At 38.4% G+C, this 25,529-nt stretch carries 25 protein-coding genes; 3 read left to right on the top strand and 22 right to left on the bottom strand.

Translation table 11 applies throughout. The features are described 5' to 3' along the window. Positions 1 to 262: 262 nt before the first annotated feature. The 7 genes from trmFO to IGI79_RS05490 all read right to left on the bottom strand — a co-directional run bounded on the left by trmFO (position 263) and on the right by IGI79_RS05490 (position 8,568). Positions 263 to 1,588, bottom strand: coding sequence for an FADH(2)-oxidizing methylenetetrahydrofolate--tRNA-(uracil(54)-C(5))-methyltransferase TrmFO (trmFO, locus tag IGI79_RS05520; RefSeq protein ID WP_023519489.1), 1,326 nt, complete (start codon positions 1,586 to 1,588; stop codon positions 263 to 265). A gap of 22 nt (positions 1,589 to 1,610) precedes the next feature. Next, a complete protein-coding gene (gene topA / locus IGI79_RS05515; RefSeq protein ID WP_195273913.1) occupies positions 1,611 to 3,689 on the bottom strand; it encodes a type I DNA topoisomerase in 2,079 nt (692 codons plus the stop codon). Between the two features lie 126 nt (positions 3,690 to 3,815). Next, positions 3,816 to 4,673, bottom strand: coding sequence for a DNA-processing protein DprA (gene dprA, locus IGI79_RS05510; RefSeq protein WP_195273921.1), 858 nt, complete (start codon positions 4,671 to 4,673; stop codon positions 3,816 to 3,818). A 55-nt stretch (positions 4,674 to 4,728) separates the two neighbouring features. Then, positions 4,729 to 5,496 (bottom strand): ribonuclease HII, encoded by a 768-nt coding sequence (locus tag IGI79_RS05505; protein WP_108145488.1) that lies wholly within the window; start codon positions 5,494 to 5,496, stop codon positions 4,729 to 4,731. Beyond that, entirely contained in the window at positions 5,489 to 6,349 is an 861-nt protein-coding gene (ylqF, locus tag IGI79_RS05500) for a ribosome biogenesis GTPase YlqF (protein ID WP_023519485.1), read from the bottom strand. The genes IGI79_RS05505 and ylqF overlap by 8 nt, the downstream gene beginning before the upstream one ends. A 120-nt stretch (positions 6,350 to 6,469) precedes the next feature. Next, positions 6,470 to 7,246, bottom strand: a complete 777-nt coding sequence (locus IGI79_RS05495) for an aminoglycoside phosphotransferase family protein (RefSeq protein ID WP_195273923.1) — start codon at positions 7,244 to 7,246, stop codon at positions 6,470 to 6,472. A gap of 677 nt (positions 7,247 to 7,923) precedes the next feature. Next, on the bottom strand, positions 7,924 to 8,568 hold the full coding sequence (locus IGI79_RS05490) for a helix-turn-helix domain-containing protein (RefSeq protein ID WP_195273926.1): 645 nt from the start codon (positions 8,566 to 8,568) through the stop codon (positions 7,924 to 7,926). Between the two features lie 212 nt (positions 8,569 to 8,780). Here IGI79_RS05490 and IGI79_RS05485 point away from each other — a divergent pair, with 212 nt between their 5' ends. Further along, on the top strand, positions 8,781 to 9,248 hold the full coding sequence (locus IGI79_RS05485) for a hypothetical protein (RefSeq protein WP_019724587.1): 468 nt from the start codon (positions 8,781 to 8,783) through the stop codon (positions 9,246 to 9,248). 88 nt (positions 9,249 to 9,336) lie between these two features. Further along, positions 9,337 to 9,735, top strand: coding sequence for a VOC family protein (locus IGI79_RS05480; protein ID WP_010735749.1), 399 nt, complete (start codon positions 9,337 to 9,339; stop codon positions 9,733 to 9,735). 52 nt (positions 9,736 to 9,787) lie between these two features. On the opposite strand, the gene lepB is transcribed toward IGI79_RS05480, so the two are convergent. The 14 genes from lepB to IGI79_RS05410 form a co-directional block, all read right to left on the bottom strand. Beyond that, positions 9,788 to 10,339 (bottom strand): signal peptidase I, encoded by a 552-nt coding sequence (gene lepB / locus IGI79_RS05475; protein WP_065096573.1) that lies wholly within the window; start codon positions 10,337 to 10,339, stop codon positions 9,788 to 9,790. 248 nt (positions 10,340 to 10,587) lie between these two features. Continuing rightward, positions 10,588 to 10,815: a YozE family protein gene (locus tag IGI79_RS05470; protein ID WP_019723629.1), complete on the bottom strand. Its 228-nt coding sequence runs from the start codon at positions 10,813 to 10,815 to the stop codon at positions 10,588 to 10,590. Further along, a complete protein-coding gene (gene msrA, locus IGI79_RS05465) occupies positions 10,812 to 11,330 on the bottom strand; it encodes a peptide-methionine (S)-S-oxide reductase MsrA (RefSeq protein ID WP_195273928.1) in 519 nt (172 codons plus the stop codon). The genes IGI79_RS05470 and msrA overlap by 4 nt, the downstream gene beginning before the upstream one ends. A gap of 32 nt (positions 11,331 to 11,362) precedes the next feature. Then, entirely contained in the window at positions 11,363 to 12,019 is a 657-nt protein-coding gene (locus tag IGI79_RS05460) for a YpmS family protein (protein WP_438845748.1), read from the bottom strand. Next, positions 12,012 to 12,908: an SGNH/GDSL hydrolase family protein gene (locus tag IGI79_RS05455; protein WP_023519482.1), complete on the bottom strand. Its 897-nt coding sequence runs from the start codon at positions 12,906 to 12,908 to the stop codon at positions 12,012 to 12,014. The genes IGI79_RS05460 and IGI79_RS05455 overlap by 8 nt, the downstream gene beginning before the upstream one ends. A gap of 243 nt (positions 12,909 to 13,151) precedes the next feature. Next, a complete protein-coding gene (locus IGI79_RS05450) occupies positions 13,152 to 13,994 on the bottom strand; it encodes a DegV family protein (protein ID WP_010735755.1) in 843 nt (280 codons plus the stop codon). Positions 13,995 to 14,258: 264 nt separating this feature from the next. Then, positions 14,259 to 14,771 carry a dihydrofolate reductase gene (locus IGI79_RS05445; protein ID WP_065096577.1) on the bottom strand — a complete coding sequence of 171 codons (513 nt, stop codon included), beginning with the start codon at positions 14,769 to 14,771 and terminating at the stop codon, positions 14,259 to 14,261. Between the two features lie 14 nt (positions 14,772 to 14,785). Further along, positions 14,786 to 15,733 carry a thymidylate synthase gene (locus tag IGI79_RS05440; protein WP_195273932.1) on the bottom strand — a complete coding sequence of 316 codons (948 nt, stop codon included), beginning with the start codon at positions 15,731 to 15,733 and terminating at the stop codon, positions 14,786 to 14,788. Between the two features lie 10 nt (positions 15,734 to 15,743). Beyond that, complete coding sequence (locus IGI79_RS05435; RefSeq protein ID WP_010735758.1) at positions 15,744 to 17,630, bottom strand: ABC-F family ATP-binding cassette domain-containing protein; 1,887 nt, start codon at positions 17,628 to 17,630, stop codon at positions 15,744 to 15,746. A gap of 221 nt (positions 17,631 to 17,851) precedes the next feature. Next, positions 17,852 to 19,948 carry a cation:proton antiporter gene (locus IGI79_RS05430; protein ID WP_195273934.1) on the bottom strand — a complete coding sequence of 699 codons (2,097 nt, stop codon included), beginning with the start codon at positions 19,946 to 19,948 and terminating at the stop codon, positions 17,852 to 17,854. Positions 19,949 to 19,960: 12 nt separating this feature from the next. Beyond that, on the bottom strand, positions 19,961 to 20,236 hold the full coding sequence (locus tag IGI79_RS05425) for a hypothetical protein (RefSeq protein WP_010735760.1): 276 nt from the start codon (positions 20,234 to 20,236) through the stop codon (positions 19,961 to 19,963). A gap of 228 nt (positions 20,237 to 20,464) precedes the next feature. After that, positions 20,465 to 20,920 (bottom strand): hypothetical protein, encoded by a 456-nt coding sequence (locus IGI79_RS05420; protein ID WP_010735761.1) that lies wholly within the window; start codon positions 20,918 to 20,920, stop codon positions 20,465 to 20,467. Positions 20,921 to 21,185: 265 nt separating this feature from the next. Next, positions 21,186 to 22,391 (bottom strand): CCA tRNA nucleotidyltransferase, encoded by a 1,206-nt coding sequence (locus IGI79_RS05415; RefSeq protein ID WP_195273936.1) that lies wholly within the window; start codon positions 22,389 to 22,391, stop codon positions 21,186 to 21,188. Between the two features lie 19 nt (positions 22,392 to 22,410). Continuing rightward, positions 22,411 to 22,749 (bottom strand): nucleotide pyrophosphohydrolase, encoded by a 339-nt coding sequence (locus IGI79_RS05410; RefSeq protein ID WP_195273938.1) that lies wholly within the window; start codon positions 22,747 to 22,749, stop codon positions 22,411 to 22,413. A gap of 247 nt (positions 22,750 to 22,996) precedes the next feature. On the opposite strand from IGI79_RS05410, the gene IGI79_RS05405 reads away from it, so the two are divergent. Further along, positions 22,997 to 23,878 carry a YitT family protein gene (locus IGI79_RS05405; RefSeq protein ID WP_019723717.1) on the top strand — a complete coding sequence of 294 codons (882 nt, stop codon included), beginning with the start codon at positions 22,997 to 22,999 and terminating at the stop codon, positions 23,876 to 23,878. Positions 23,879 to 24,376: 498 nt separating this feature from the next. Here the strand turns inward: IGI79_RS05405 and tnpB are convergent, their stop codons facing one another. Continuing rightward, positions 24,377 to 25,525, bottom strand: a complete 1,149-nt coding sequence (gene tnpB / locus IGI79_RS05400) for an IS200/IS605 family element RNA-guided endonuclease TnpB (protein WP_438845747.1) — start codon at positions 25,523 to 25,525, stop codon at positions 24,377 to 24,379. Positions 25,526 to 25,529 lie beyond the last annotated feature (4 nt).

Below are 25,529 nucleotides of genomic sequence, written 5' to 3'. Positions count from 1 at the left end.
CTTTAGATCCCAAAATAAATTTAGCATAGCCCCAGAGAAAAAACAAACAAATTGTCAGAATTTAACTAATATTTCTAAGTTTGTTCACAATTCAATTCGTTTGCTTGACAATTAAGGGATGAGCTGTCCAGAATCAACATAAAAAAACCATAGTTATTATATAAATTGGCATGAGTTCAGTCAATAACCGAGAAATAAGCCGAAGTACTCAAAAATGGCAAACACCATCCTGAGACACTTCGACTTATTACATAACATCCATTTAACGAGAAGCAAATTCTTTATTCAAGACTTCTTGCTTCACTTTTTCATTGGCTGCTAAGGCACGTTGTGCAATTGCTTCATACCGAGATTTTTTATCACGGATTCGTTCAGGTAATTCTGGGAATAATCCGTAGTTTGCATTCATTGGTTGGAAATGTTTGCCTTCCGCATGTGTGATGTAGTAGGCCATACTTCCCATGGCTGTTTCTTGTGGCAACGTCACAGGTTCCAATTCTTTCGCTAAGCGAGCAGCGTTGATCCCTGCAAGCAAACCACTTGCCGCACTTTCAACATACCCCTCTACACCCGTCATTTGTCCTGCAAAAAATAGATCTTCGCGTTTAGTCGATTGATAAGTTGGCTTCAAGAGTTCTGGTGAATTCATGAAACTGTTGCGATGCATTACACCATAGCGGACAAATTCTGCATTTTCTAATCCTGGGATCATGCGGAACACGCGCTTTTGTTCGCCCCATTTTAAATGCGTCTGGAACCCAACGATATTATAAAGAGAAGCGGCTGCATTATCTTGTCTTAACTGGATGACTGCATAAGGTCTTTTTCCTGTTTTAGGATCTTCTAGGCCGACTGGTTTCATTGGGCCGAATAGCATTGTCTTAAAGCCACGTTGCGCCATTACTTCGATTGGCATACAACCTTCAAAATATTTTTCTTTTTCAAAAGATTTCAATTCAGCAACTTCCGCATTGACCAAGGCTTCATGGAAAGCTTTAAATTCTTCTTCGGTCATCGGACAGTTTAAGTAAGCTGCCTCGCCTTTGTCATAACGTGATTTTAAATACACCTTGTCCATATCGATCGTGGATTTGTCGACGATCGGTGCCGCAGCATCGTAGAAATAGAAACCGTCTGAGCCATTGAATGCTTTGATGCTTTCTGCTAAAGGATGAGAAGTCAGAGGTCCTGTCGCTATCACCGTGATTCCTTCTGGTATCTCAGTGATTTCTTCATTCACTACTGTGACTAAAGGATGCTCTTTGACCTTACGAGTGATGGTTTCAGAAAATGAATCGCGGTCCACTGCTAAGGCACCGCCTGCAGGTACAGCTGTTTCATCTGCTGAATGGATGATCACTGAATCTAAGCGACGCATTTCTTCTTTCAATAAACCAACTGCGTTCGCAAGACTATTCCCTCTAAGAGAATTGGAACAGACTAATTCAGCAAAATTATCTGTATGATGCGCTTCTGTCTTCTTAACTGGTCTCATTTCATATAACTTTACAGGTACACCCGCTTGAGCGATTTGCCATGCTGCTTCGCTTCCAGCTAGACCTGCACCTACTACATTGACGATTTTCAACTAAAAACCTCTTCTCATTTCTTTATTTTTGAACATCTTCTTCGTAATCGCCATTCGTACAAACCACTTGTTTGCCGCCTTTGACTTTTTTCTCGACCAAATAATGGTCACATTTCGGACAATTTCTGCCGATTGGTTTTTCCCAAGAGGTGAATTCACATTCTGGGAAACGAGAGCAGCCATAGAATAGACGATTTTTCTTAGATTTACGTTCGATGACTTGTCCTTCATGACATACGGGACAAGTGACGCCGATTTCCTTGACGATTGGTTTGGTGTTTCGGCAATCTGGAAAATTACTACATGCATAGAATTTACCATACTTCCCTAATTTTATCACCATCGGATGCCCACACAAATCACAATCAAAACCAGCTGGTTCATCTTTGATCTGGATTTTCTCGATTTTTTCTTCGGCATTCGATAATTCTTTTTCAAATGGTTTATAAAAACGATCGACGACTTCGATCCATTCTTCTTTTCCTTCTTCGACTTTATCCAAGTCATCTTCCATTTCAGCTGTAAAATGGATATCTACGATTTGTGGGAAGAACTCACAGATCAACGAATTGACGATCTCACCTAATTCGGTTGGTTCAAAACGTTTTTGTGTCAACTTCACATAATATCGTCGTTGGATCGTATCTAACGTTGGCGCATAAGTCGAGGGACGACCTACCCCGTTTTCTTCCAATGCACGGATCAATGTCGCTTCACTATAACGTGCAGGCGGTTGTGTGAAATGTTGTTTCGGTTCGATATCGACAGATTGCACCATATCGCCTTCTGCTAACTCTGGCAAAATGTTTTCTTTGTCTTCTTTCCCATCATCGCGGCCTTCAACATACACTTGCATGAACCCTTTGAATTTGATTTTTGAGCCATTCGCAATGAATCTTACATCATTTTGTTCCAACGTGACTTTCATCGTATCCAATACAGCTGGTGTCATTTGACTTGCAACAAATCGTGACCAAATCAATGTATATAATTTCAATTGGTCTTTATCCAAGTATTGTTTCAACTCATCTGGTGTACGTAATGCACTGGTTGGACGCACTGCTTCATGGGCATCTTGTGCTCCTTTAGAGTTCGTTGCTTTACGTTCCGAATGACTGGAGAATTCTTTTCCGTATGTTTCTTCGATGAACGTTGCGACTTCGGCTTTAGCAGTATCGGCGATCCGTGTAGAATCGGTACGCATATACGTGATCAACCCGATCGTGCCTTGTTTGCCAAGTGAGATTCCTTCATACAACTGTTGCGCCACCATCATGGTTTTACGTGTTCTGAAATTCAATTTACGAGCGGCTTCTTGTTGCAAACTACTTGTCGTGAATGGGTTCGCAGGATTTCGCTTGCGTTCCTTCTTTTCGACTTTTGTTACTGCAAACTCTTTACCAGTGATCCGGTCAGTCACTTCTTTGACAGTTTCGGCATCGGACAATTTTTTCTTTTTGCCATCGACTCCCCAAAAGTTTGCTTTGAACTTCTTACGTTCTTTCTTAAAGTTTCCGTCAATACTCCAATACTCTTCCGGCGTAAAATCACGGATCTCTTTTTCGCGTTCAATGATGATCTTCAATGCGATCGACTGGACTCGACCAGCACTCAAGCCTTTTTTTACTTTACGCCATAAGATCGGACTAATCGAATAACCAACGATACGGTCAAGCGTTCGACGTGCTTGTTGCGCATCGACAAGATCCACATCGATCGTACGTGGCTCTTTAAATGCCGCTTTGACTGCATCCTTGGTGATTTCATTGAAGACAACACGATTCTTATCGTTGAGATCCAAACCTAATAAATAAGCCAAATGCCAAGCAATTGCTTCCCCTTCTCTATCCGGGTCACTTGCGAGGTAAACTTTTTGCGCTTTTTTTGCCGCTGCTTTTAGACTTTTGATGACATCGCCTTTTCCTCGAATCGAGATATAATGCGGTTCATAATTATTTTCAAAATCGATCCCCATCTTACTTTTAGGTAAGTCACGAATATGTCCTACACTAGCCATTACTTTATAATTACGGCCAAGATATTTTTCAATCGTCTTGGCTTTTGCAGGTGATTCTACGATCACTAAATATTTATATGCCATTCCTGAATGGACTCCTTTCCATTTTCGGGTTCCTACTATATATATGTTACAAGGACTTTTACAAATCGTAGCTTATCATATCCATTCAGAAATCGTTTGTCAAGGAAAGCAATAATAAATCAATCGTTATGATTGCAATTCATTAAGGATATCTTGTCCTGAAAAGGTACATATCGCTCCATCTTGGATCAATTGGTGACAACCAGTGGATTGACCTGTCAAAATATTCCCAGGGACAGAAAAAATCGGACGTCCAATCTCTAAGCCTTGCTCTGCTGTGATCAATGAGCCGCTTTTTGCTTTTGCTTCAATCACACAGATTCCACTTGATAAAGCGGCAATCAGACGATTTCTCATAGGAAAATGAAATTTTTGTGGACCAACATCTGGTAAAAACTCACTTAATAAAAGATGATCTCTAGCAATTTCTCGTTGCAACTGCTGATTTTCTTTCGGATAACTATGATTGATCCCCGTACCGATCACTGCAATCGTTCTGCCTGAACAGCGGATCGCTACTTGATGCGCATAAGTGTCTACGCCTTTCGCACAGCCACTAACAACTAGATAGTCTTGGTCAATCACAGGAGTGATCACTCGCTCTACGATTTTTCGCACATAACCAGATGTTTGTCTACCACCAACGACAGCGATCATTTTTCGTTTCATCAGCGAAAGATCCCCTTGATAAAATAATAAGATTGGGGGATTTGCCAAATGAAGCAATTGTGAAGGGTAGATAGGATCAAGAAAAGTTATGTATGGATTCTCTCCTATTCTATTCCGCCAAGTATAGTTGATCTGGCTCCAATAGTCATAAAAAATTGCTCTAGAGCGATTGAAGTGCGAAACTGTCAACATATCATCAACCGACAACCATTCTTTCTTTTCACTCAATAGATGACGGATCACACGCCATTTTTGCTCTCCGCTCAGTCCTTTGACCAATGCCAACTTTGTAATAAATTCATTGTATATAACCATAAAGCGCCACCTTTTCTAATCTTTTTTATAAGATACGTGAAAAGTGGCGCATCGCTTATGATAAATATTGTTTGACTGGTGCAAAACTTTTACGATGGATTGGCGTGATGCCATGTTGTGCTAATCCTAACAGGTGTTCTTTTGTTCCATAACCTGCATTCTTGGCAAAACCATAGCCAGGATATTGTAACTCGTATTCGTTCATCAAACGGTCGCGATAGACTTTTGCAATGATACTTGCAGCAGCAATCGAAATTGAACGGGCATCTCCTTTGATCAATTTATTTTGTGCAATCGGCAGATCTAAAGTCATCGCATCAATCAATAAATACGTAGGTTCTGGTGTCAATTCTTTAACAGCTTCACACATCGCTAATTTACTTGCTTCGTAAATATTGACACGATCGATCGTCTGCTCATCGATCACACCAATCCCGATGGAGAGGGCTTTTTCTTGAATCTGTTCATACAGTTCTTCACGTTTTTTTTCAGATAATTGCTTGGAATCGTTCAATCCGTAAATCTCTACACCTTTAGGTAAAATAACAGCTGCGGCTACAACAGGGCCAGCCAAGGGGCCTCTTCCTACCTCGTCGATCCCTGCAATCAGGTCATACCCTTGAGCGTATCCTTCATTTTCGTAGAAGGACATCGTCTCATATTTTTCACGAAGCAAAGCTTCCTTTGCTAAGCGTTTTTCAAAAGAGCTTAACGCTTGTTGGACACCTTTTCTTGTGTCTAATCTTAGTTGTGTGACTATCGGATCATCAAGCGTTGTGAGTTGTTTCAGTTTTTCTTTGATACTCTGGATCGATTCACTCATGAGTAGTCTCTTCCATTTCTTCACAACGATCTAACGTATAGCGACCAAGTTTCCCTTGGCGGATATCAAAAACGACTAGCTCGCTCCCACGGTCATAATCTTGGCGATATCCTCTCCGTTCCGTGATCGTCATCAATAACTCAGGTGCAACTTGTTGCTCTTCTTCTATTGATAGTCCATAACGTTCGCTGATTTTATTAGGGTAGTAACGGGCAAAGAAATCTAAGCCGTAAATTGCTAGATCATCAAGGTGTACCAATTGGTCTTTGATTGCACCAGTCAAGGCTAGTTTTTTACCGATTTCTTCATCTTCAAACTTAGGCCATAAAATACCCGGTGTATCTAATAGTTCTAATTCACTTCCTAAACGAAGCCATTGTTGCCCTTTCGTTACCCCAGGCTTATTCCCTGTTTGTGCAATCTTTTTGCCCACTAAACGATTCATCAATGTCGATTTTCCTACATTAGGAATTCCTAGGACCATCGCGCGGATTGCTCGAGGTTTGATGCCACGAGCTGCGTCTCTTTCGCGCTTTTCTTTCAGTGCTTCTTTTGCTGCAGGGATCAACGCTTTGATTCCTTTACTTTCTTGAGCGGTGATTGCTAAGGCTTGATGTCCTTGCTTTCTAAAGTATTGTTGCCATAATTTTGTTTGTTGCGGATCCGCTAGATCAGCTTTATTCAATAAAACAAGTCTTGGTTTTTGTTGGATGATTTGATCTAACATTGGATTACGTGAAGACAAAGGTAGTCGTGCATCAACTAACTCAAAGACGATATCAACATATTTCATCTTTTCTGAAACTTCACGTCTAGCTTTCGCCATATGTCCTGGGAACCATTGAATAGTCATTGGTGTTTCCTCCTCTAAAACTTAAAATCTAAAAAAGTTGCTCTTTACTTATACAGTACTTGAATGAACTACACTTCTAGGAGTATACAAGAAAAAAACTAAAAATCAAACGGCTTATTCTCAAGTTTCTTCATTTTGCAACTTTCTAAGAATTTTTTTCTCATTATCGAGCAACCATTGAATATCTTGCTCATATTTTTTTAGATGGCCTTGTTGTATATTTTTTTGAAAATTTGCTTCCCCGCGACTCGCTGCTTTAGTGATGAAGTCCATCATATAAGAAAGTCGCTCGATCATCGTAGGAATCAAATTTGGATACTCGGACTCATCTAGTCTGTATGCTTCAATAAATTTTTTTAAACGATGACACGTTTCATCCGTGATTGGATCTCCTTGATTCATCTCTAAAGGTACCCAGCGATAGGCGGCATAGCTTACATCCCAGATTCTTGATCCTGGTGTGATCGTGTCAAAATCAATGATACCAATGGCTATACCATTTTTCGTTGTCACATTGTATGGCGCAAAATCATTGTGACACATTACCTCACGCTCTCCGAACGAATGTAGCATCCACGGTTCTGTGCCACTTAAAGAAGTAAGGTATCCTTGATTCTGGTCGTGGAAATCTCTTAACAACCGACCTGCTGAACAAATGGCACTGTCCGTCAACAATTGAGGAGGCAAAGGATAATCATAGACCTCACCTGCGAGATAAGATACCACTTCATTTCCTTGCTCATCATAGCCTAGTGGTTCTGGCACATAAGTTACACCTTGGTTCCTGAGGTAACTTAAAAATTTTTGGACCTCCTCCGACCAGACTTTCTTAGGACGAATCACTTGCTCTTCTTGGATCACTACACCGTCTCTTCCTTTTGGTTTCTTTTCGATCATCTAGCTCCTCGCTTTCGACTCTTTTCTTCAGTTTACCATATCGCTTCCACCTCATGTTCTAAAAATTGAAAGAGAGACATCCGTTCAATAAGCAGGTTTCTATTTGTTAAAGTCAATCAAGGAGAATGTTGGCTATCCTAGAAATATTTACCATTGAACCAAGTCTTCTATTTTATAGTTATCTCAGAAGGCGTACCGACATATGATGCGAAACACTGGAGAAGTGAATCCATGCTTATTCAGATCGTAAACTGGACAAAAATATTTGATGAGGATGGAATACCTTAACAGAGTAAACTCCTTTGTCCGATCCAGCCACAAGAGGAATACTTCATATTTCTGATTCCTAACCGATCTTTTGACATACATCATGAGTCAGTTTTAGGAAAGGTCAAACGATCAATCAGCCAACGTTAGAAAGCAATCAATGTAAAAAAGAACTTGCATAGTAATGAAAAAAGTAAGCTCCGTAAAACAATCGACTGAACGATTCGTTTCATGAAGCTTACTTTTTAACCTGATCCGACTCGAAGTATACAGCTCGTTGACAAGAAGATTCACCTGATTTCTAAAAGTTTTTTAGAAGATTTTTATTTTGCCACACTTACCTTCACTAACCATAGAACTCCTTCATTTGTCCTCATACAGCTATTTTTGAATACTTCTTGCAATACGCTTTATTTTTTATAATTCACACTGATTTTATTCACTTTTGTAAACATATCTAAATCTACTTCAATCAGTCCATCATGTACTAATTTCCGCTGATTGACATCAGAATCAGCAGTCTTATATAAATCAAGGTTTACAAATCCTTCTTGATTACTTCCGTCAACATAGTAGCCAACATATTCACTGTCTTTAGGTATAGTAAAAAGAACAGTCATTTTCTTGTCTTTGAGGGTAATATCTTTGATGTCTTCTTTGTTAAAGAGCGCTACCTCTTCTGAATCGGCGTTTTCAACTGCATTCAAGACAATCGTCGGTTGCTTAGAAAATGAAAAAAATAAAAGCGACATGACTGAAACAATCGAACAAAGTGCTACTACATAAAACAATTTTCCTCGCTTTTTTTTCTGATTCACCGCCATTTCTTTAGTAGTATCAATCATCGTCTCAGTCATAGTAGAATTTTCCAATAGTTCGTCTAAAGACACACCTAAGCTGGTCGATATTTCCACTAGTGTATGTATGTCTGGGTAATTTCTGCCGATTTCCCAATTAGAAATAGCTGAACGACTAACATTTAATCTCTTTGCCAATTCTTCCTGTGTAATTCCTGCTTGATGCCTTTTTTCTTTTAATATTTTACCAAAATCCACAACATCGCCTCCTTATTCTATCTCTCATTATAACCATTTCATAAAAGAACTTAAAAGCGAATTATTGAAACGAATCGATATATTTCCGATTATTCGATGTCACAATCTGTGACACCTTGTAAAACTAGGATTCTTGCTATTGAAAATGTGTAACAAAACACTTATTATCAAGAGGTGAACGTTCACTAAAAAATAACAAAAAAGGAGTACTTATGAAAAAATTATTTTTGTTCTCTACTATTTTCTTATTATTTGGTTTGTCCACTCCACAACAGTCAGTAGATGCAGATCAATTAAGTGTTGAAGCCACAAATACAGAAGCAAGTTTAATCAACTTGACCCCTTCATTGATCAGAGGAGCCAATGTGCCAACGGCAAACTGGAACGTAGCTTCGTCAGGACGTTGTTCAATATCTGGCACTTATAGTGGCAAATATTATTTATATTCTAACTACAATATATTAGGAAGAAATACGTATAATTATTACTTCCACAATCAAGGTCGTGGAACCTTAGAAATTCGAATGAGAAATTCAGTCAACCATGCCGTCTTAAAAACACATTTCGTTCCAGCGAACTCTACGATTTCTAGTACTCTTAGTATGACAGATCAAAGTTCAAGATTTTATTACGAATTTTATAGTACTGTTGATTATACTTTTAGCGGATACGTCCAATAAAATAAAAAATTCTTCCCCAAGTTAAATACTTTGACAACGCTTACCGACGAGCGCATGATAGAGGAAAATTGAAAGGAGCTGTAGCAAGATGAACACAATGGTTTTTGTCAATTTCCCTGTGCAAGATGTTGGTCGCTCAGTCGAATTCTATACAAAATTAGGATTCAAACAAAATAAAGAATTTTCAACTGAGGAAGCAAGCGCAATGGTTTGGGATGACACATTTTGGGTGATGCTCTTGACACATGACTTTTACAAAAAATTCTTAAAAAACAAAGAAATCGCAGACACAAAAAAAATGAGCGGTGCACTGATTGCTTTTAGTTTAGCAAATGCTGCAGAAGTCAAACGTTTTGGTGAAATTGCAAAAGAAAATGGTGGTAGCTACCATACAGTCGAGATGGGAATACCGGAAGAAGAAATGTATTCTCTTGAAGTACAAGATCCTGATGGAAACACATTGGAACCAATGTGGATGAAAATATAATCAAAAAAAGAAGACTTTCCAACATGTTGCTATTGGGAAGTCTTCTTTTATTTTACCTGATCCATTTGATTTCATTTAATGGGTAATACACAAATCTCGCTTTTCCTAAAATTTCATCTCTAGATATTGTTCCAAATGAACGACTATCTTTTGACACACGACGATTATCCCCCAAAACAAAATAGCTATCTTCAGGTAATTCTGTATATCCTGTCAACTCTTCCAAGGTAAAATCGGTAGTATAAGGTGCATTTTCATGGTCCGAACGGATATTTTTACTTAAATAAGGTTCTTCGACTGGCTGTCCGTTGATTTTTAGTTGGTCCTTTTCATAACTAATAGTTTCTCCCGGTAGACCAATGACTCTCTTGATATAGATCGTGCCATCTGAAAGTTGGAAAACGACTACATCAAATCTTCTGATTTCAGAGAATTTTTCCATAACGACCATATCACCTTGCTTAAGGACATTCTCCATCGAGTTTCCTTCCACTGGTACTGGGATCAATATAAATCCCCGTAAAATAAATGCAATCACTATGGAACAAAGTAAAAATTTAATAAATAACCAAAAACGGTCAATATAACGCTGCTTTTTTGTCAAAGCCCATCAATCCATCCCTCGTAAAATCTTAACCTATTATCCTCATTATATAGAATAACTACAGAAAAAGCGAATGGTTCAATAATCATTTACAGATAGATGCGAAAAAAGACGGACATATGTACGATGCTTTAGAAATAATTGAATAGGCCAAAATCACTGTATCAAATAGGACTATTCAAAAATATTGTCTAAGCAGTACTTGTCTCGTCTTTTTTAAGTCATACCCTTCATACCAGATCCATTGTTCAGGCGAGATGATTATTCTCTAGATAATGATCCCAAGCTGTATCAAAGATATCCATAGAGGGCAAATAATCAACATTCATTTCTAAATAATCAGAGATTTCTTCATAACTCGTACTATGTTTTGGAAACTGGATATCTTTTCCAGCTTCGGTTGCAAACGTTGATAACGCATCGGAAGATTTCCCTCCACGAAGAGTCATCAGATAGTGATAGAAGCTGCGATTCATTGATTTCCCTCCCAATTGTCAGCAATAAATGCCGCACGACGCGCATGATTACGCTCAAAGTTCTCAGGATTTTTTTTGTAGTAATCTTGATGTTCATCTTCTGCTAAATAGAAGGTCTCCGCTGGCTCAATCGTCGTAACGATGGGATCACTAAAGCGACCACTTTCTGCAAGTTGTTGTTTGCTTTTTTCAGCTTTTTGACGTTGTTCTTCTGTAGTATAAAAAATCACAGGTCGGTAATTGTCGCCTCGGTCTTCGAATTGACCAAAAGCGTCCGTAGGATCTGTTTGTTGCCAATAAAGCTCAAGTAATGCCTCGTATGAGATCAATTCAGGATCATACAAGATTTCTACTGCTTCAGTATGTCCTGTTGTTTTGGCTTTCACTTGTTCATACGTTGGATTTGGCACATGCCCACCAGTATAACCGGACATGATCGTGTGGATGCCAGGTAATGTGTCAAAAGGCTGGATCATGCACCAAAAACAACCTCCTGCAAATATTGCTCGTTCCATTGTTGATTCCTCCCTTACTCTCGAGATATCACTTAATTAGTACTAGATTCGGTCGTTTCTTCCGTCGTTGAGGAATCTTTTGGTAAATACAAACTAAAGCGAATATCATCGTTGACTAAATCAATTTTGTCCGCTTTGATGTACATTCCATTTTGCATACGGAATTGGTCTAATCGTAACATGATCGTTAAATCGTCGGTATTGATCTCGATCCATTCAGGTAGTTTGTAATTTCGCTTGATCATATTCATCACATCTTTGATCGGCAGATTCAATGTACCGAACGATAGACTTTTTGCTTTTAACTGAACATTACCATTTTCCATTACATACGGATCAAAATACAAGTAAAAGTCGATAGGGAATCCTAACACTTCAAACGTCCCATTAAGCAATGCTTCATTTTCTAAATAAAATTTGTACTTGATATCTTGTCCTTCTTGGAAATCTGTCAAGAAAAAGCTGATCAGTTGGTTGACTTTTTCTTTTTGAGTATTGATCGTCAATACTGGATCGCCTTGTCTTTCTGTAATTGCTGGTACTTCTGGCAAATCAGGTTCACGATTGGCGAATATCCGCGTACCCAAGAAAATCGTCGAACCAATGATCAGGCCTAATAAAATCAGAAATGCGTATTTCCAGTAGTTATGCCTTTTGTTTTTTTCAACTGTTGAACTACGTTTATCCATCCTTGTTTCCCTCCTTGACCAACCATTTTTCATGCGTTTCGATCAATTGATCTCTCACAGCATTAGCCATCAATTGATAGCCTAAGTTATTAGGATGAAAATGATCTTCTTCATATAACACATTATTTTTCGTCCCGTTCGAACTATCACTAGAAGCTGACTGATCAGAAGCTTCCGTAATTCCGACCTCTTGATTTAATCCTTGATACAATAGATCATTGATCGGGATAAAATAGCTATTTTCTGCTTCATTTACTACTTGCTGTGTTCCTTCATTCCAGTTATCCACAATCGTTTGCATATCCGTGATCTCAGGGAAGTTCAAATAAAATGGATTGTAGATCCCTAAAATATAAATAGGTACCTCTTTATTTAACCCTCGTATCTCTTCGATGATGGCTTGGACGTTTTCTTGATATTTCTTGATTGGTTTATTGAATGAACGGATACTGATACCAAAAAGGTTATTTTGGATCACTTTCATTAAATCATTCCCACCAACAGTCAAGGTAATAATGTCTGCGGTTTCGATATTCTTTTGGATTTCTTCATTGCTTTTCAATCTTTTTAATATTTGATCACTTCGTTCGCCATTTACACCATAGTTTTCAATTTCAATGGCTGTCAAACCGTATCTTTCTTTTATGTCATTTGCGACTAACGGAACAAAACCACCTTGTTTCGTCTGGTCGCCTACTCCTTCAGTCAATGAATCGCCAATTGCTACATAGTGTAACTTTTCCTTTTGATTGCTTTCAGAAGTAACCGATGCTGCCGGTTTTAACAAAGGCTGTGCTTTCGGCACGCTCAAAGAGAGTCCGACAAAGAGAAGAACTGCAGTGAACAAAGGGATCAAAACAAGCAACCACTGTTGTTTCATTCGTTTCATTGTTTCACCTCTAGACCATGATTGTTTCTTATATTACCAAAATTCCAATTAAAAAAATAGCCCTTTTCTGAAAAAAAGAAAGAGGCTGTTTCTCATCTGCTAAAGGAAGTGGAGCATCTCAAAATGTCTTTTCCTCCTCACTTCCTTATGCTAGTAGCACTTGAACGAAAAAAGACAGATCACAAAAAACACGTTTTATTTGTCTTCACATGATCTGTCCTTCTATTCCTTATTTTACATTCATCAATCGGTATAATACATGATTGCAAAAGCATTTTCCCCTGTATGGGTAGCAATCACTGGATTTGTATGCAATACTGGGATGTCCATATCGGGAAACAATTGTTTCAAGCCTTCTTCAAACTCTCGAGCAAGCTCTGTGGCACCTGCATGTGAGATACCGATCTGGCGAACGTTCGGTAGAGCCTTCAGTTCTTTCTTCAAGCCATCGAACCACTTGTCGAAAGTCTTTTTCCCACGACCTTTTGTCACAGGAATCAGCTCTGAATGAGCAAAGTTCATCACCACACGAATGTTTAACATACTTGATAGTAAACCAGTTGCACGACTGATTCTTCCACCTTTTACTAAGTTATCCAATGTGGAGATACCGATATAAAGTTTTGTATTATTTTTGATCTTCTCGATTTCAGCAAGGATCTCTTCTGCTGATTTACCTTCTTTGGCCATTTCAGCCGCACGAATCACTTGGAAAGATAAACCTTGGTCAGTCGTATCACTATCAATGACTGTGACGTTTGTTTTCGTTAAGTTGCTTGCTTGTCTTGCAGCTTCAACCGTTCCACTTAACCCTTTCGTCATATGGATGGAAATCACTTCACTACCATCTTGTCCTAATTCATCATACGTTGAAATGAATTCGCCGATCGGCGGTTGACTTGTTTTAGGTAATGATTTTGATTTAGCCATCATTTCCATGAATTTCTCTCCGCCTAGTTGATCGTCATCAGGATATACAACGCCATCGATCATAATTGATAATGGCATAACATGAATATTCAAATGATCCCGTACTGCTTTTTCCATTGTACAAGAAGAATCTGTTACTATTTTTACGTTTGTCATTATTTCACACTCTTTCTTTCACAAAGTGCCTAGCATTTTTCAGGCAGGTCCACTTTCAGTATACCAAAGAACTTCTGTTTTTTCATCAAATTCAGTTATAAACAAATTTAAAATAAATTGTTTGTTATGATAACATGGTTCTACTCAGTTTTCTTTATCTGTTCTACTTTTTTTGATGGAACGACAAAATAAGCAGAAGAAACCTGAATGATAAAAAATCCATTTCGGTTTCTTCCGCTTTGAATCTATAGGTTCAACGAGACATTATATCTCTTCTGTTGTGTGTTCTTCTTTACGTTTATACGTCTCAAACTGATGTGCATAACTATTTTTTTCATCTATTTCTCCCGGACTGATATTGATCAATGACCATGCTTGCCAGTCTACAGCAGGAAAATACGTATCTCCTTCGAAAGAGTGATGGATCACCGTACGATACAAAATTGTGCAGTAAGGTAAAAATTCTTCATAGATTGCTGACCCTCCAGCAACAAATAAAATTCCATCTGCTTCTTTTTCATAAGCTAATACTTCATTGACATCATGCATCACTAGTACGCCCTCGGCTGTAAACTCACGGTCTCTTGTCAAAACAATCGTTTGACGATTAGGTAGTGGCTTACCGCCCATCCCCATAAATGTTTTTCGTCCCATGATCAATACATTCGCTTCAGTCATTTGCTTAAAAAATTTCAAATCATTCGGCAAATGCCAAGGAAGTCTATCTTCTTTTCCGATCAGGCCATTTTCATCTTGTGCCCAGATTGCAGCGAACATTTTCTCATCCTTTCTTAGACCGCGATAGGTGCCTTTATTGAAGGATGCGGCTCATATCCTTCAACATTGATATCATCCATTTCAAAATCAAACACAGAGTTTTTTTCTGTATTCAATACTAGTTTCGGAAATGGACGAACTTCACGAGACAATTGTTCTTTCATTTGTTCTACGTGATTTGAGTAAAGATGCGCATCGCCTAAAGTATGGATAAATTCACCAACTTCTAATCCCGTTTCATGGGCAATCAGATGTGTCAATAAAGCATAGCTAGCAATATTGAACGGGACACCTAAAAACACGTCAGCACTTCTTTGATACAGCTGGCAACTTAGTTTATTGTCATTTACATAGAATTGAAACATCGTGTGGCAAGGAGGTAAAGCCATACTTGGCACATCTTCTGGATTCCATGCTGAGACGATCAGTCGTCTTGAATCAGGTGTCTGCTTGATAGCTTCGATCACTTCTTTGATTTGATCGATGAAACTACCTTCTTTTGTTTCCCAATGACGCCATTGATAGCCATAAATATGACCAAGATCTCCATGTTTTTCTGCAAATTCTTCATCTGCCACTATCTTTTCACAGAATTTCTTGCTTTCTTCTTGATAAACTTTATTGAATTCTGGATCAGTCAAACTACGATGGCCAAAATCTGTCATATCCGGCCCTTGATAGTCCTCACTTTTGATGTACCGTTCAAATGCCCATTCATCCCAAATATGGTTATTATTTTGTAAAAGATAACGGATATTCGTGTCTCCTTTTAAAAACCATAATAATTCGCTTTTGATCAAACCAAAAGGTACACGTTTTGTCGTCAATAACGGAAAGCCTTTTTGCAGGTCAAATCGCATTTGATAACCGAATAAACTAAATGTTCCTGTTCCCGTACGATCACCTTTTACATGTCCTTCAGATAACAACTTTTTCCCTAGATCAAGATATGCTTGCTCCATCTTTTCCCTCCTAATTATCTGCCCATTCACTTAAATATTCCCAACGTGACATTTTTTCTTCCAGCAGTTCCTCAGTTGTGGTTACTTCTTTTTGTAATTCTTGCAATCGTGTGAAATCATCCCCTTGATGGTTCATCTCCTCTTGCAATTCATCCAAACGATTCTCTAGTTCCGCAATCTCATCTTCGATTGTTGCCCATTCTTTCTGTTCCATATAAGAAAGCTTTTTCTTTGGCTCAGATTTTTTTTCTTCTATCTTAGCTTTGACTTTTTCTGGTTGAATCTGTTGATCTTCTTTGCGTTTGGCTAAATAGCTAGACATATCGCCATAATAAAGCTCTTGTTTGCCATCTCCTAGAAAAACTAACAGTTTATCAACTACCTTATCTAAGAAATAACGGTCATGAGAAACGGTGATCACCGCTCCAGGGAATGTCCGGAAATAATCTTCCAAGATCGTTAAAGTAGCGATATCTAAGTCATTGGTTGGCTCATCCAGCAATAGAACATTTGGTTGCTGGATCAATAATTTGAGTAAATATAAACGACGCTTTTCCCCACCAGATAGTTTACGGATTAGTGTTCCGTGCATGAATCTAGGAAACAAGAACCGCTCCAAAAGTTCGGCGACACCGATTTGCGTTCCATCCGCAGTTTGGACTTCTTCTGCCGCTTCTTGCAGATAAGCAATCATTCGTTTGTCCGGAGACATTTTTTCATTTTCCTGTGTATAGTAAGCTAATCGAACAGTTTCGCCAATCGTATAGATGCCACTATCTAAGGATAATTTCCCTGCTAAGATATTTAACAACGTTGACTTTCCAGCACCGTTCTCTCCAGTGATTCCAAGACGCTCTCTTGATTGGATCAATAGATCCAAGTGTTGAAGCAAAGGTTTTCCTTCAATCGAATACGAACCATCCTTGATCTCGATCACTTTTTTACCTAAACGTTGTGTCGCGATATTGAGTTCGATATCCGTATCATGATTGACTTGATATAAGTTTTCTTTTAAATCTTCAAAGCGATTGATACGTGCTTGCTGTTTCGTCCCACGAGCTTGTACTCCCGCTCGCATCCAAGAAAGCTCCTGCTTATACAGGCGTTTACGCTTTTCTTCTTGTTCGACTTCGACACGATCTCGCTCGGCTTTTTCAATAAGATAAGCTTCATAATTGCCTTTATATTCATAAAGATTCCCAAAGGCAAGTTCAAAGATCCGATTCGTGACACGATCTAAGAAATAACGATCATGGGTAACCATCAATAAGGCACCACGATATTGTTTCAAGTAAGATTCCAACCATTCGATCGCTGCATAATCTAAGTGGTTTGTCGGCTCGTCAAGTAATAAAAGATCAGGTTCATCGATCAAAACCTGTGCTAAGCTGACACGTTTTTTTTGTCCACCCGAAAGCTCACCGATTTTCTTTTCTAATTGGCTGATCCCTAGTTTTTGCAAAATGATCTTGGCATTTGTATCCGTCGTCCAAGCGTCCTCTTTATTCATTCGCTCTTCTGCCAATGCGTAGCGTTTTTGGACTGCTTCATCATCGCCATTTTCAGCTAATGCAATCAAGGCTTCCTCATAGAGTCGTACAGTCTGGATCAATGGACTATTTCCTTGAAAAACAGCTTGTAAGACCGTATCATTTTCTGCAAATGAATCGGTTTGTGATAAATAACCGATACGGTAATCATTCGGATAAAAAACTGTCTGCTGATCACCATCTCCACTGTCAAGTCCAGCGATGATATTCAAAAGACTTGTTTTACCAGTTCCATTGGTTCCAATCAAACCGATGCGATCATGTTCATGGATCAAAAAGGAGATCTGATTAAATAATTCTTTTTCTCCATATGTTTTTTTGAGGTCAGTTATTTTTAGCTCTTTCACCAGTACTCCCCCCTTATCTTGGATATTGTAACATAAAACAATTGTTTAAAAGATAGTTTTTTTCGAATATTCTTTTTTTTAGGTAGCATTGAAGATACGTGTTCTTTCACTTCATATCACCAAATACACAGGATTCAAAAACCTGACTTCCAGAATGGACTTAATTATTAAGGTTAAACGACTTCTGTCACAATCTCAAAAAAAAGAGGAGCTGTGCTTTGTCACAACTTCCTCTTTTGGTCTTGTTTCAATTGAAATTTCTTTGCTTTCGCTTGGAACGCAAAGCGAAATGAAAAACGATCTGTCGGCTGATTCATTGTATAGGACTCCAACAGATTGATATTTCGTCTATATTGATTCGCAGAAAAAGTCGTGATCGTTTCTGCGACTTCATATTCATCAATGACTTTTCTTTCTAAATAATAACCTCTAAGCATCTTCTTCGTAAACAAACGATCTTGTTGGATCATCCAAGTGGAAATCAGATTACCACTCATCATCCGAATCCCCTGAGCTTTTCGTTGTTCGATAAAGAATCCGATCATCGTATCATCATAAACGTCTGTTAGATTCTCCAAACTTTCGATGATCAATTGCGTATTCTTTTGATACGTTTCTCGAATTTCCTGAATGTCTTTATCAGAGATCATCGTTTGGCGATCACTTTGCCGTCTTTGCCAAAACATTTTGGGGTGGAGAACGATCCGCATCAATCGGCGTACCACAATAAACCAAAATCCAATGAATGACAAAATTTGACTTGTGATCGACTGTTCAAAGTTAGCTAAGAATCTTGAATAAAAGCGATAGCCATTAGAAGACAACTTCCCAGAACGATATCTTTCGTCCAAGCCATCTCGCTCAATCGATAAAATCAACGCTTGGATTTCTTGGACTTCTTGCTTTTCATCTCCACTCAAATCAGATAAATAAAGCTCACTGATTCTTTCTTGATAAGTCTCAATCACTGCTTCTATCGCTAAATAAGCTTTTGATCCTGGTTCTTCCGCTTCTTTTTCTAAGCGTAGTGTTTCAATCACTTCTTCCAAGATCATCAAAGCTTTTAAATCAGTTGTCGCTGCTTCTTCTGTTTCAGTCAACATTGGCAATACAATGATCCCGATAATCAACGTGACCAAAATAACCCCTGCCGTTAAAAATAAGAGCAATGATCGTTGATTGAATGCCATTTGATTGATCGTGAATGGTAAAATAAAAATAGTCGCTAAACTGACTGTTCCTTTTACGCCCCCGAAGGTTAAGATCAAGACTTCATTCAGTTGTTTTTTGAAGCTTTGAAAACCACCCTTAAACATATAAAATAAGCTGATTGAAATGAAGCGTATGACGAACAGCATGATTGAAACCAATAAAATGATCATTAGCAACAAACTATTCGAATACAGTCCATCTCCCCAAACAGGTGTAAAGACTTGTGTCAGTTCAATTCCTAAAAATATAAATACCAGCGCATTCAATGTGAAGGCAATCGTTGTCCATGTACTATTCGATAAAGTTGACAACTCCGCATCAAAGACTGAGATTTTTTTAAATCCTGAGGCTTGTAATACCCCTGCAACCACTGCTGCAATAATTCCTGAAACATGAAAGACTTCGGCTAAAACATACGCTAAGAAAGGCAACAACAATTCAATCAATAAGTAGCCTGTTACGTCACGTGCCGATGCTTTCTCGATCAAACCAATGATTTTTCTTTTTACCCAGACAAGCAAAAAGCCGACTACCGCCCCGCCAATACTTGATAAAATCAGTGTAACGCCTGCATTTACCGCAGAGAACGTCCCAGTGATCAAAGCAGCTAAGGCAAATTGGAAGGCTGTTACGCCAGAAGCATCGTTCAGTAACCCTTCACCTTCTAAAATATGCATGGCTTTTTTCGGAATGTTCACACGATTGGAAAGCGAACTGACTGCCACCGCATCTGTCGGACCTAGTGCTGCACCAAAAGCGAAACACGCGGCTAAAGGGACACTGGGCAACAGAAACGATAACGTTGCTCCAACGCCAATCAAAGTCAAGATCACCCCACCAAAAGCGAGAAACAATATCGTATCGAAATTTTTCAGGATCGAGGCGATATCCGCTTTTTCTCCTTCTCTAAAAAGCAAGGGGGCGATGATCATCACTAAAAATAATTCAGGTTCAAAATTGATGGATTCACCCCATTCGGTCAAGCCTAAAACCACGCCAAGAAATATTTGGATCAGTGGTGCAGGGATCATTGGCAAGATACGACTTGCTATGTTGGATAGCGTGATCGTGACTGCAAAAACAATCACTAACTCTGCAAATTCCATGCTTGATCCCCTTTATTTTTTATTTTGTGCAAGAACTTTCAAATATTGCTCTTTTTTCTTTAAAATTTTGTTTTCAACAATTTCCGCTTGGGTCACCCGACCGTCTAACTCACATTGCACACGTTTTGATTCTAAACGGAGCAATTCGTGTTTCAAGCGTCCCAATTGACGATACATCAAGATATTCCTTTTACGCAACTTACATAAGATCTGGCGACGATCTTCCATTGAAAAAGTACCATAGTGATCAACCAGTCGTTTCTTTTGTTCTTCAAAACTCTCTCTCATTTTCAAGATCTCCTATATTCAAACTGCACCAATTATAGCAAAAAGTTTTTAGAATGCAACTAAAACCTTTTTACTTTTAGGATGAAGTATTCGTTTCAATTCCAGAAACTCATTCTAGTCCAATCACTATAAAATATCAACTGTAATCATAAAATAAAGACAAAAGAAAAACACATGCAAAACCCATTCAAAAGTTTTACATGTGCTATTTTTAAACGTCATTCGCTCTTATTCGAAATATTCGCCATAAACATCGTCAACACGTTGTTCTGGGTTGATCACAATGTATAAGTTACCAGTTTTTTCACTGATTTTTGTTGATTGATATTGATTATCTAATCCCTCTGTTCCTTTGTCCAAGTAAGGGAAGTATACTAGATCAGGTGTACCATTGCGATACAAGATTTCCATACGTTCAATATCTTCATATTTCAAAGCACGATTGAACATACCCATTTCCAAACCACCTAGATTGATATCATGAGTAGCTACTGAATCTCCCTCATGGAAGATTTCGATTTTAAAACCGGCACATGGATGGATCTCGATAAATTCACTTCCATTGATACGACCAAAACTTGTTGTGATTTGTTTGATCCAAAGGTCGCCGATGTGACGACGATTGATCGTCCATGTTTCGCCGTTACGGAAATAAAATTTTAGCGCTGTCATTTCTTTGCTCATTAAAAAAATCTCCTTTTTTGACGCATTATATTCTGTTTCATTACTAGTTTAGCATAAAACAACAAAAGCGGTCATCTCTCATGTTTGCTTTTCTGTCAGCTTTTTTGATAACAATCCTCCTCTAAAAGAGAAAAGGGACATGAGAAACATCCTACAAAAAAGCCAAACGCTTCTATAGATAACTCTCATGCCCTTACTTTAGACATGTCAGTATATGATTAGCCCACCAATCAGACGTAATTAGTGATTGTCACGATTTTGTTGACTAACCTTGTTGCTCTTTCAGATAGGTTAATAATGCAGCTTGTTCATTCTGTACCAGTCCGTTCACTACCGCTGACTCCGCAAGTGCTAACGCTTCACTGACCCATTTACCTGGTTTTTTCTCAGTCGTAGCTAATAACACCTTGCCATCAATCGCCAACTCACTCATTGTCTTGATAGGAAGTGCATGATAAATGTCTAGCACAGTTGTTGTGTCAGGGGTTTGTTGGAAGTAAATCATCAATTCTTCCACATCCAACGATGCGTCTTTTCCAAGATGATAGATCTCCAATGGTGTTAATCGTCGTTCTTGTCGCTTCGCCAATCCTTTGACCAAACGTTGGACTTCTCGAATCATTTGGTTGGAACATTTCCATGCTTTTAAGAAAGGTGCCACCTCTTGCTCAGATCGACCGAGTTGGTTGAGTAATAATGCCCAAGCTTGACTTTCTTTTTTTAATGGCATAGATGGTAAATCGGCAAATCTTAGTAATGCCTCACCATCTTCTTTTAATTGTGGACAATAGATGTAACATTTTGTTTCAACAAATGCCGTCAAGCCGTTTTTACGAAAATCCCCTAAAAGCATTTTGATAAATTCAACATTCATTCGCTCAACGGAAATTTTTTCCAGCAACGCATGATTGTCTTCGATCGCCTTGGCCGTTTCTTCTTCCAATTTGAACCCTAACTGACTCACAAAACGAAGCCCACGCATCATTCGTAAAGCATCTTCATGAAATCGCTCAAAAGGTCGTCCAACTGCTCGTAAGACGTGATTTTCTAAATCAGTTAACCCGTCGAATAAATCAATGATCTCACCATCTTCTTTCAGAGCGAAAGCATTGATCGTGAAGTCTCTGCGCTTTAGATCCTCTTCTAGTGTACGAACAAATGAAACACTATCAGGACGCCGATAATCTTGATACGTCGATTCCGTACGAAATGTCGTGATCTCATATTGCTCCTCTTCATGCAAGACGAGAACCGTTCCATGTTCGATCCCGATATCGATCGTTTTTGGAAACAACTGCTTGATTTCTTCTGGAAACGCACTAGTAGCAATATCTACATCATGAATTTTTTGTCCGAGTAACGTGTCCCGCACACTACCACCAACAAAGTACGCCTCAAATCCAGCTGCTTCAATTTTTCTTATTACTGGAATTGCTTTTTTATATTCGATCGGTAATTCATTTAGTCTCATTTTTACTCCTTCTATCCTCTCACTGTTCCTCATCTTTTCGGGCAAAACGATGATGGTCCCTTCGATTGAACTTCTCCATATTTTTTTCAAATACCGTCGTCAAATCAATTCCTAACGAGTTTGCCATGATCATTGTTACAAATAGAACATCGCCTAATTCTTCTGCCACTGAATTACTAGGTTCTGTTGTTTTTTTACTTTTTTCGCCATATGAATGATTGACCTCTCGTGCCAATTCACCTACTTCTTCGGTCAGACGTGCCATTTGCGCCAATGGCGAAAAATACCCAACTTTAAATTGTTGGATGTACGCATCGACCTCTTCTTGCATACTTTTTAGTGAACGCTCTTCTTTCATTAAGAACCCTCCAATCATCTCTTCCTAAAAAACTTTACAGCAAAACCGCAAGAAGTGCAATTGTGAAAACAAAGAATACATGCTACATTATGTTAGGTATACTTAATAAATTCTTAGCATCAAGCCAACTTGGTCTATTCTATAACTATAAAAATGAAGAACCAGTTTCCTAATCCCTAGGTCTATATCTAGGATTTACCGCTTGTTGCACAATGAATCATATCATATAGTAGAAAGTGGGGATTCGATGACATCATTGAAAACAATGAAAGAAGTTTTTTTTATTATTTTAGGAACAAGTATTTATGCTTTTGGACTAGTCTATTTGAATATCGCAAACCAGCTAGCCGAGGGTGGAGTTTCAGGTATTACCCTGATTTTGCGTGCTCTTTTTCATATCGATCCAGCTTATTCTACTTTATTGATCAATATTCCATTGATCCTACTAGGCGGAAAAATCTTAGGAAAACGTGCGCTCGCGTATACTGTCTTAGGCACTGTCTCGCTTTCTGTCTTCTTATGGATTTGGCAAAGGATTCCCTTACAAATCAACTTAGAGCATGATTTACTGATCGTCTCTTTACTTGCAGGACTGATTGCCGGTGTCGGCAGCGGGATCGTTTATCGTATGGGAGGTACTACAGGAGGAAGTGACATCATCGCTCGGATACTTGAAAAAAATCATGGAATCTCGATGGGACGTTCCCTTTTAGCTTTTGATGTCATCGTTTTACTTGCTTCATTAACTTATATCGATTTGAAGCGGATGATGTACACGTTAATCGCTTCCTATGTATTTAGTCGTGTCATCGATTTTATCCTTGATGGCGGCTACTCTGCCAAAGGGATTCTGGTGGTCTCAAATAAAAGTGAGGAAATTGCACCTTTATTGATGACCGGCTTACAACGTGGTGTCACATTCTTGCATGGAGAAGGTGGCTTTTCTGGTGTCGATAAAAAAATGATCTATATGGTGGTAAGTGCCAGGGAATTAAACGAAGTAAAACGGATCATTCATGAAATTGACGAACATGCCTTTCTTTCAATTCTAAATGTCCATGAAGTAGAAGGAGAAGGCTTTACGTATCTTAAACCACAAACGAGGCGGTTTAAAAAAATAACAGAATGATTTTGAATCAAGCAACCTGATACTGAAGCTTTCTACGTATATAGAATAACGTAGTTCTGCGTACTTCGTGATCAAGGAGTTGCACATGTCTACTTAGAGATATTCTCAGTTCATTCAGAAGTACCTGGGCGATCAGGCGTTTTGTGCTTCCTAAAACCGAATATATGGTGCTCCACAAGCTTACCTTCATGAATAAGCGTGAAAAACGAAAATGGCTCTTCAAATTTTTGGGATTCACGCTTATTTGCCATAGCTGGATACTTATGTCACATCTTTTTTGATCAATGGCTTTATCGTTTCATATTTTTTTTGCACAGAATGAAAGATAGATGAACTATGTGAACTACTCACCACTTAGCTAAACCTACCGGTTTTTAACGCTTGAAGTGGGAGCTTCTTGGGAATAGAGCATACTTGCAAGCGTATTTCTTTACTCACAGCGGTTTCTCTTATTTACCAAGCTATCCCCGTAGTTCCTACGGTTTTTGATGATTGGATCTAAGCTAATCCCATAGAATGTAGTCTTAGACCTTCGGTCAGAATATTGATACTAGCATTGATATCTCGGTCATGATGAACATGACAAACAGGACAAGTCCATTCTCGAATTTCTAGAGATTTCTTGCCGTCTTTGTGTCCACAATTCGAACAGATTTGACTAGATGGGAACCACTTATCCACTTCGATAATATTTCGACCGTACCAGTCAGCTTTGTATTGTAACCTAGTCACAAAACTAGACCATGAAACATCCGAAATACTTTTTGCTAGTTTATGATTACGCAACATACCTTTTGTATTTAAGTCTTCTATACAGATCATATCGTGGTTTTTGATAATCTCTGTGCTCAACTTGTTTAGAAAGTCATTGCGTTGATTCATTACTTTTTCATGTAGTCGTGCTATTTTACGTTTTTGTTTTTGATAATTTCTAGCTTCAAACAGATTGATACCTTTTTGTTTAGCTAATAATGCACGTCTTGACAACTTACGTTGTTCACGTTTTAGTTTTTTTGACATTTTTGACGTGAATTTATTGTTATCAATCTTTTGACCATTAGAAAGGATTGCAAAATCAGTTATACCAAGGTCAATTCCAATAGCGGAATTAGTTTTAGAAAGCTCAGCTATTTCTTCTTTACACAATAAAGAAATATAATATTTACCGCTAGAATGACGTGATATTGTAGCGGATTTGATCAGACCTTTAGGTTGTCTATGGAGCGTAATTTTAACTAACGACTTCAACTTAGGAAGTTTGACAAATTGATTATCAATCAAAGCGATTGTTCCATTTTGATTGTTAGTCGTATAGCTTTGAACTGGATTTTTCTTGCTTTTGAAACGAGGAAATCCGGCGGACTTATCGCGAAAGAAGTTCTTATACGCCTTATCTAGGTTGAGTTGTGCATTTGCTAAAGCAAGACTATCCACTTCTTTCAAGAACGGAAAATCTTGCTTATATTTTGCAGGCGTTGGAAAACTCATTTTTTTAGAGGAATTTTTCCTAGTTTCTTTATAAGCTTTCATTCGGTCATCAAGCATTAGATTGTAGACCTTACGGACACAGCCAAAAGACTTAGCAAAGAAGGTTTCTTGTTCTTCTGTTGGATAGATTCTAAATTTATATGCTTTTAGTCGCTCCATAAAG

The sequence above is a fragment of the Enterococcus sp. AZ084 genome, from assembly GCF_051714905.1.
Lineage (GTDB): Bacteria > Bacillota > Bacilli > Lactobacillales > Enterococcaceae > Enterococcus_B > Enterococcus_B pernyi.
Note: the sequence above shows the minus strand (reverse complement) of the source record. Positions and strands in the feature narration are given on the sequence as shown.

What these genes read in the sequence shown, in the direction of transcription:
- topA (WP_195273913.1), bottom strand. Translation starts at nt 3,689, where the DNA reads ATGGCATATAAATATTTAGTGATCGTAGAATCACCTGCAAAAGCCAAG.
- dprA (WP_195273921.1), bottom strand. Translation starts at nt 4,673, where the DNA reads ATGGTTATATACAATGAATTTATTACAAAGTTGGCATTGGTCAAAGGA.
- IGI79_RS05505 (WP_108145488.1), bottom strand. Translation starts at nt 5,496, where the DNA reads ATGAGTGAATCGATCCAGAGTATCAAAGAAAAACTGAAACAACTCACA.
- ylqF (WP_023519485.1), bottom strand. Translation starts at nt 6,349, where the DNA reads ATGACTATTCAATGGTTCCCAGGACATATGGCGAAAGCTAGACGTGAA.
- IGI79_RS05495 (WP_195273923.1), bottom strand. Translation starts at nt 7,246, where the DNA reads ATGATCGAAAAGAAACCAAAAGGAAGAGACGGTGTAGTGATCCAAGAA.
- IGI79_RS05485 (WP_019724587.1), top strand. Translation starts at nt 8,781, where the DNA reads ATGAAAAAATTATTTTTGTTCTCTACTATTTTCTTATTATTTGGTTTG.
- IGI79_RS05480 (WP_010735749.1), top strand. Translation starts at nt 9,337, where the DNA reads ATGAACACAATGGTTTTTGTCAATTTCCCTGTGCAAGATGTTGGTCGC.
- IGI79_RS05470 (WP_019723629.1), bottom strand. Translation starts at nt 10,815, where the DNA reads ATGAATCGCAGCTTCTATCACTATCTGATGACTCTTCGTGGAGGGAAA.
- msrA (WP_195273928.1), bottom strand. Translation starts at nt 11,330, where the DNA reads ATGGAACGAGCAATATTTGCAGGAGGTTGTTTTTGGTGCATGATCCAG.
- IGI79_RS05460 (WP_438845748.1), bottom strand. Translation starts at nt 12,019, where the DNA reads ATGGATAAACGTAGTTCAACAGTTGAAAAAAACAAAAGGCATAACTAC.
- IGI79_RS05455 (WP_023519482.1), bottom strand. Translation starts at nt 12,908, where the DNA reads ATGAAACGAATGAAACAACAGTGGTTGCTTGTTTTGATCCCTTTGTTC.
- IGI79_RS05450 (WP_010735755.1), bottom strand. Translation starts at nt 13,994, where the DNA reads ATGACAAACGTAAAAATAGTAACAGATTCTTCTTGTACAATGGAAAAA.
- IGI79_RS05445 (WP_065096577.1), bottom strand. Translation starts at nt 14,771, where the DNA reads ATGTTCGCTGCAATCTGGGCACAAGATGAAAATGGCCTGATCGGAAAA.
- IGI79_RS05440 (WP_195273932.1), bottom strand. Translation starts at nt 15,733, where the DNA reads ATGGAGCAAGCATATCTTGATCTAGGGAAAAAGTTGTTATCTGAAGGA.
- IGI79_RS05430 (WP_195273934.1), bottom strand. Translation starts at nt 19,948, where the DNA reads ATGGAATTTGCAGAGTTAGTGATTGTTTTTGCAGTCACGATCACGCTA.
- IGI79_RS05425 (WP_010735760.1), bottom strand. Translation starts at nt 20,236, where the DNA reads ATGAGAGAGAGTTTTGAAGAACAAAAGAAACGACTGGTTGATCACTAT.
- IGI79_RS05420 (WP_010735761.1), bottom strand. Translation starts at nt 20,920, where the DNA reads ATGAGCAAAGAAATGACAGCGCTAAAATTTTATTTCCGTAACGGCGAA.
- IGI79_RS05415 (WP_195273936.1), bottom strand. Translation starts at nt 22,391, where the DNA reads ATGAGACTAAATGAATTACCGATCGAATATAAAAAAGCAATTCCAGTA.
- IGI79_RS05410 (WP_195273938.1), bottom strand. Translation starts at nt 22,749, where the DNA reads ATGAAAGAAGAGCGTTCACTAAAAAGTATGCAAGAAGAGGTCGATGCG.
- IGI79_RS05405 (WP_019723717.1), top strand. Translation starts at nt 22,997, where the DNA reads ATGACATCATTGAAAACAATGAAAGAAGTTTTTTTTATTATTTTAGGA.
- tnpB (WP_438845747.1), bottom strand. Translation starts at nt 25,525, where the DNA reads ATGGAGCGACTAAAAGCATATAAATTTAGAATCTATCCAACAGAAGAA.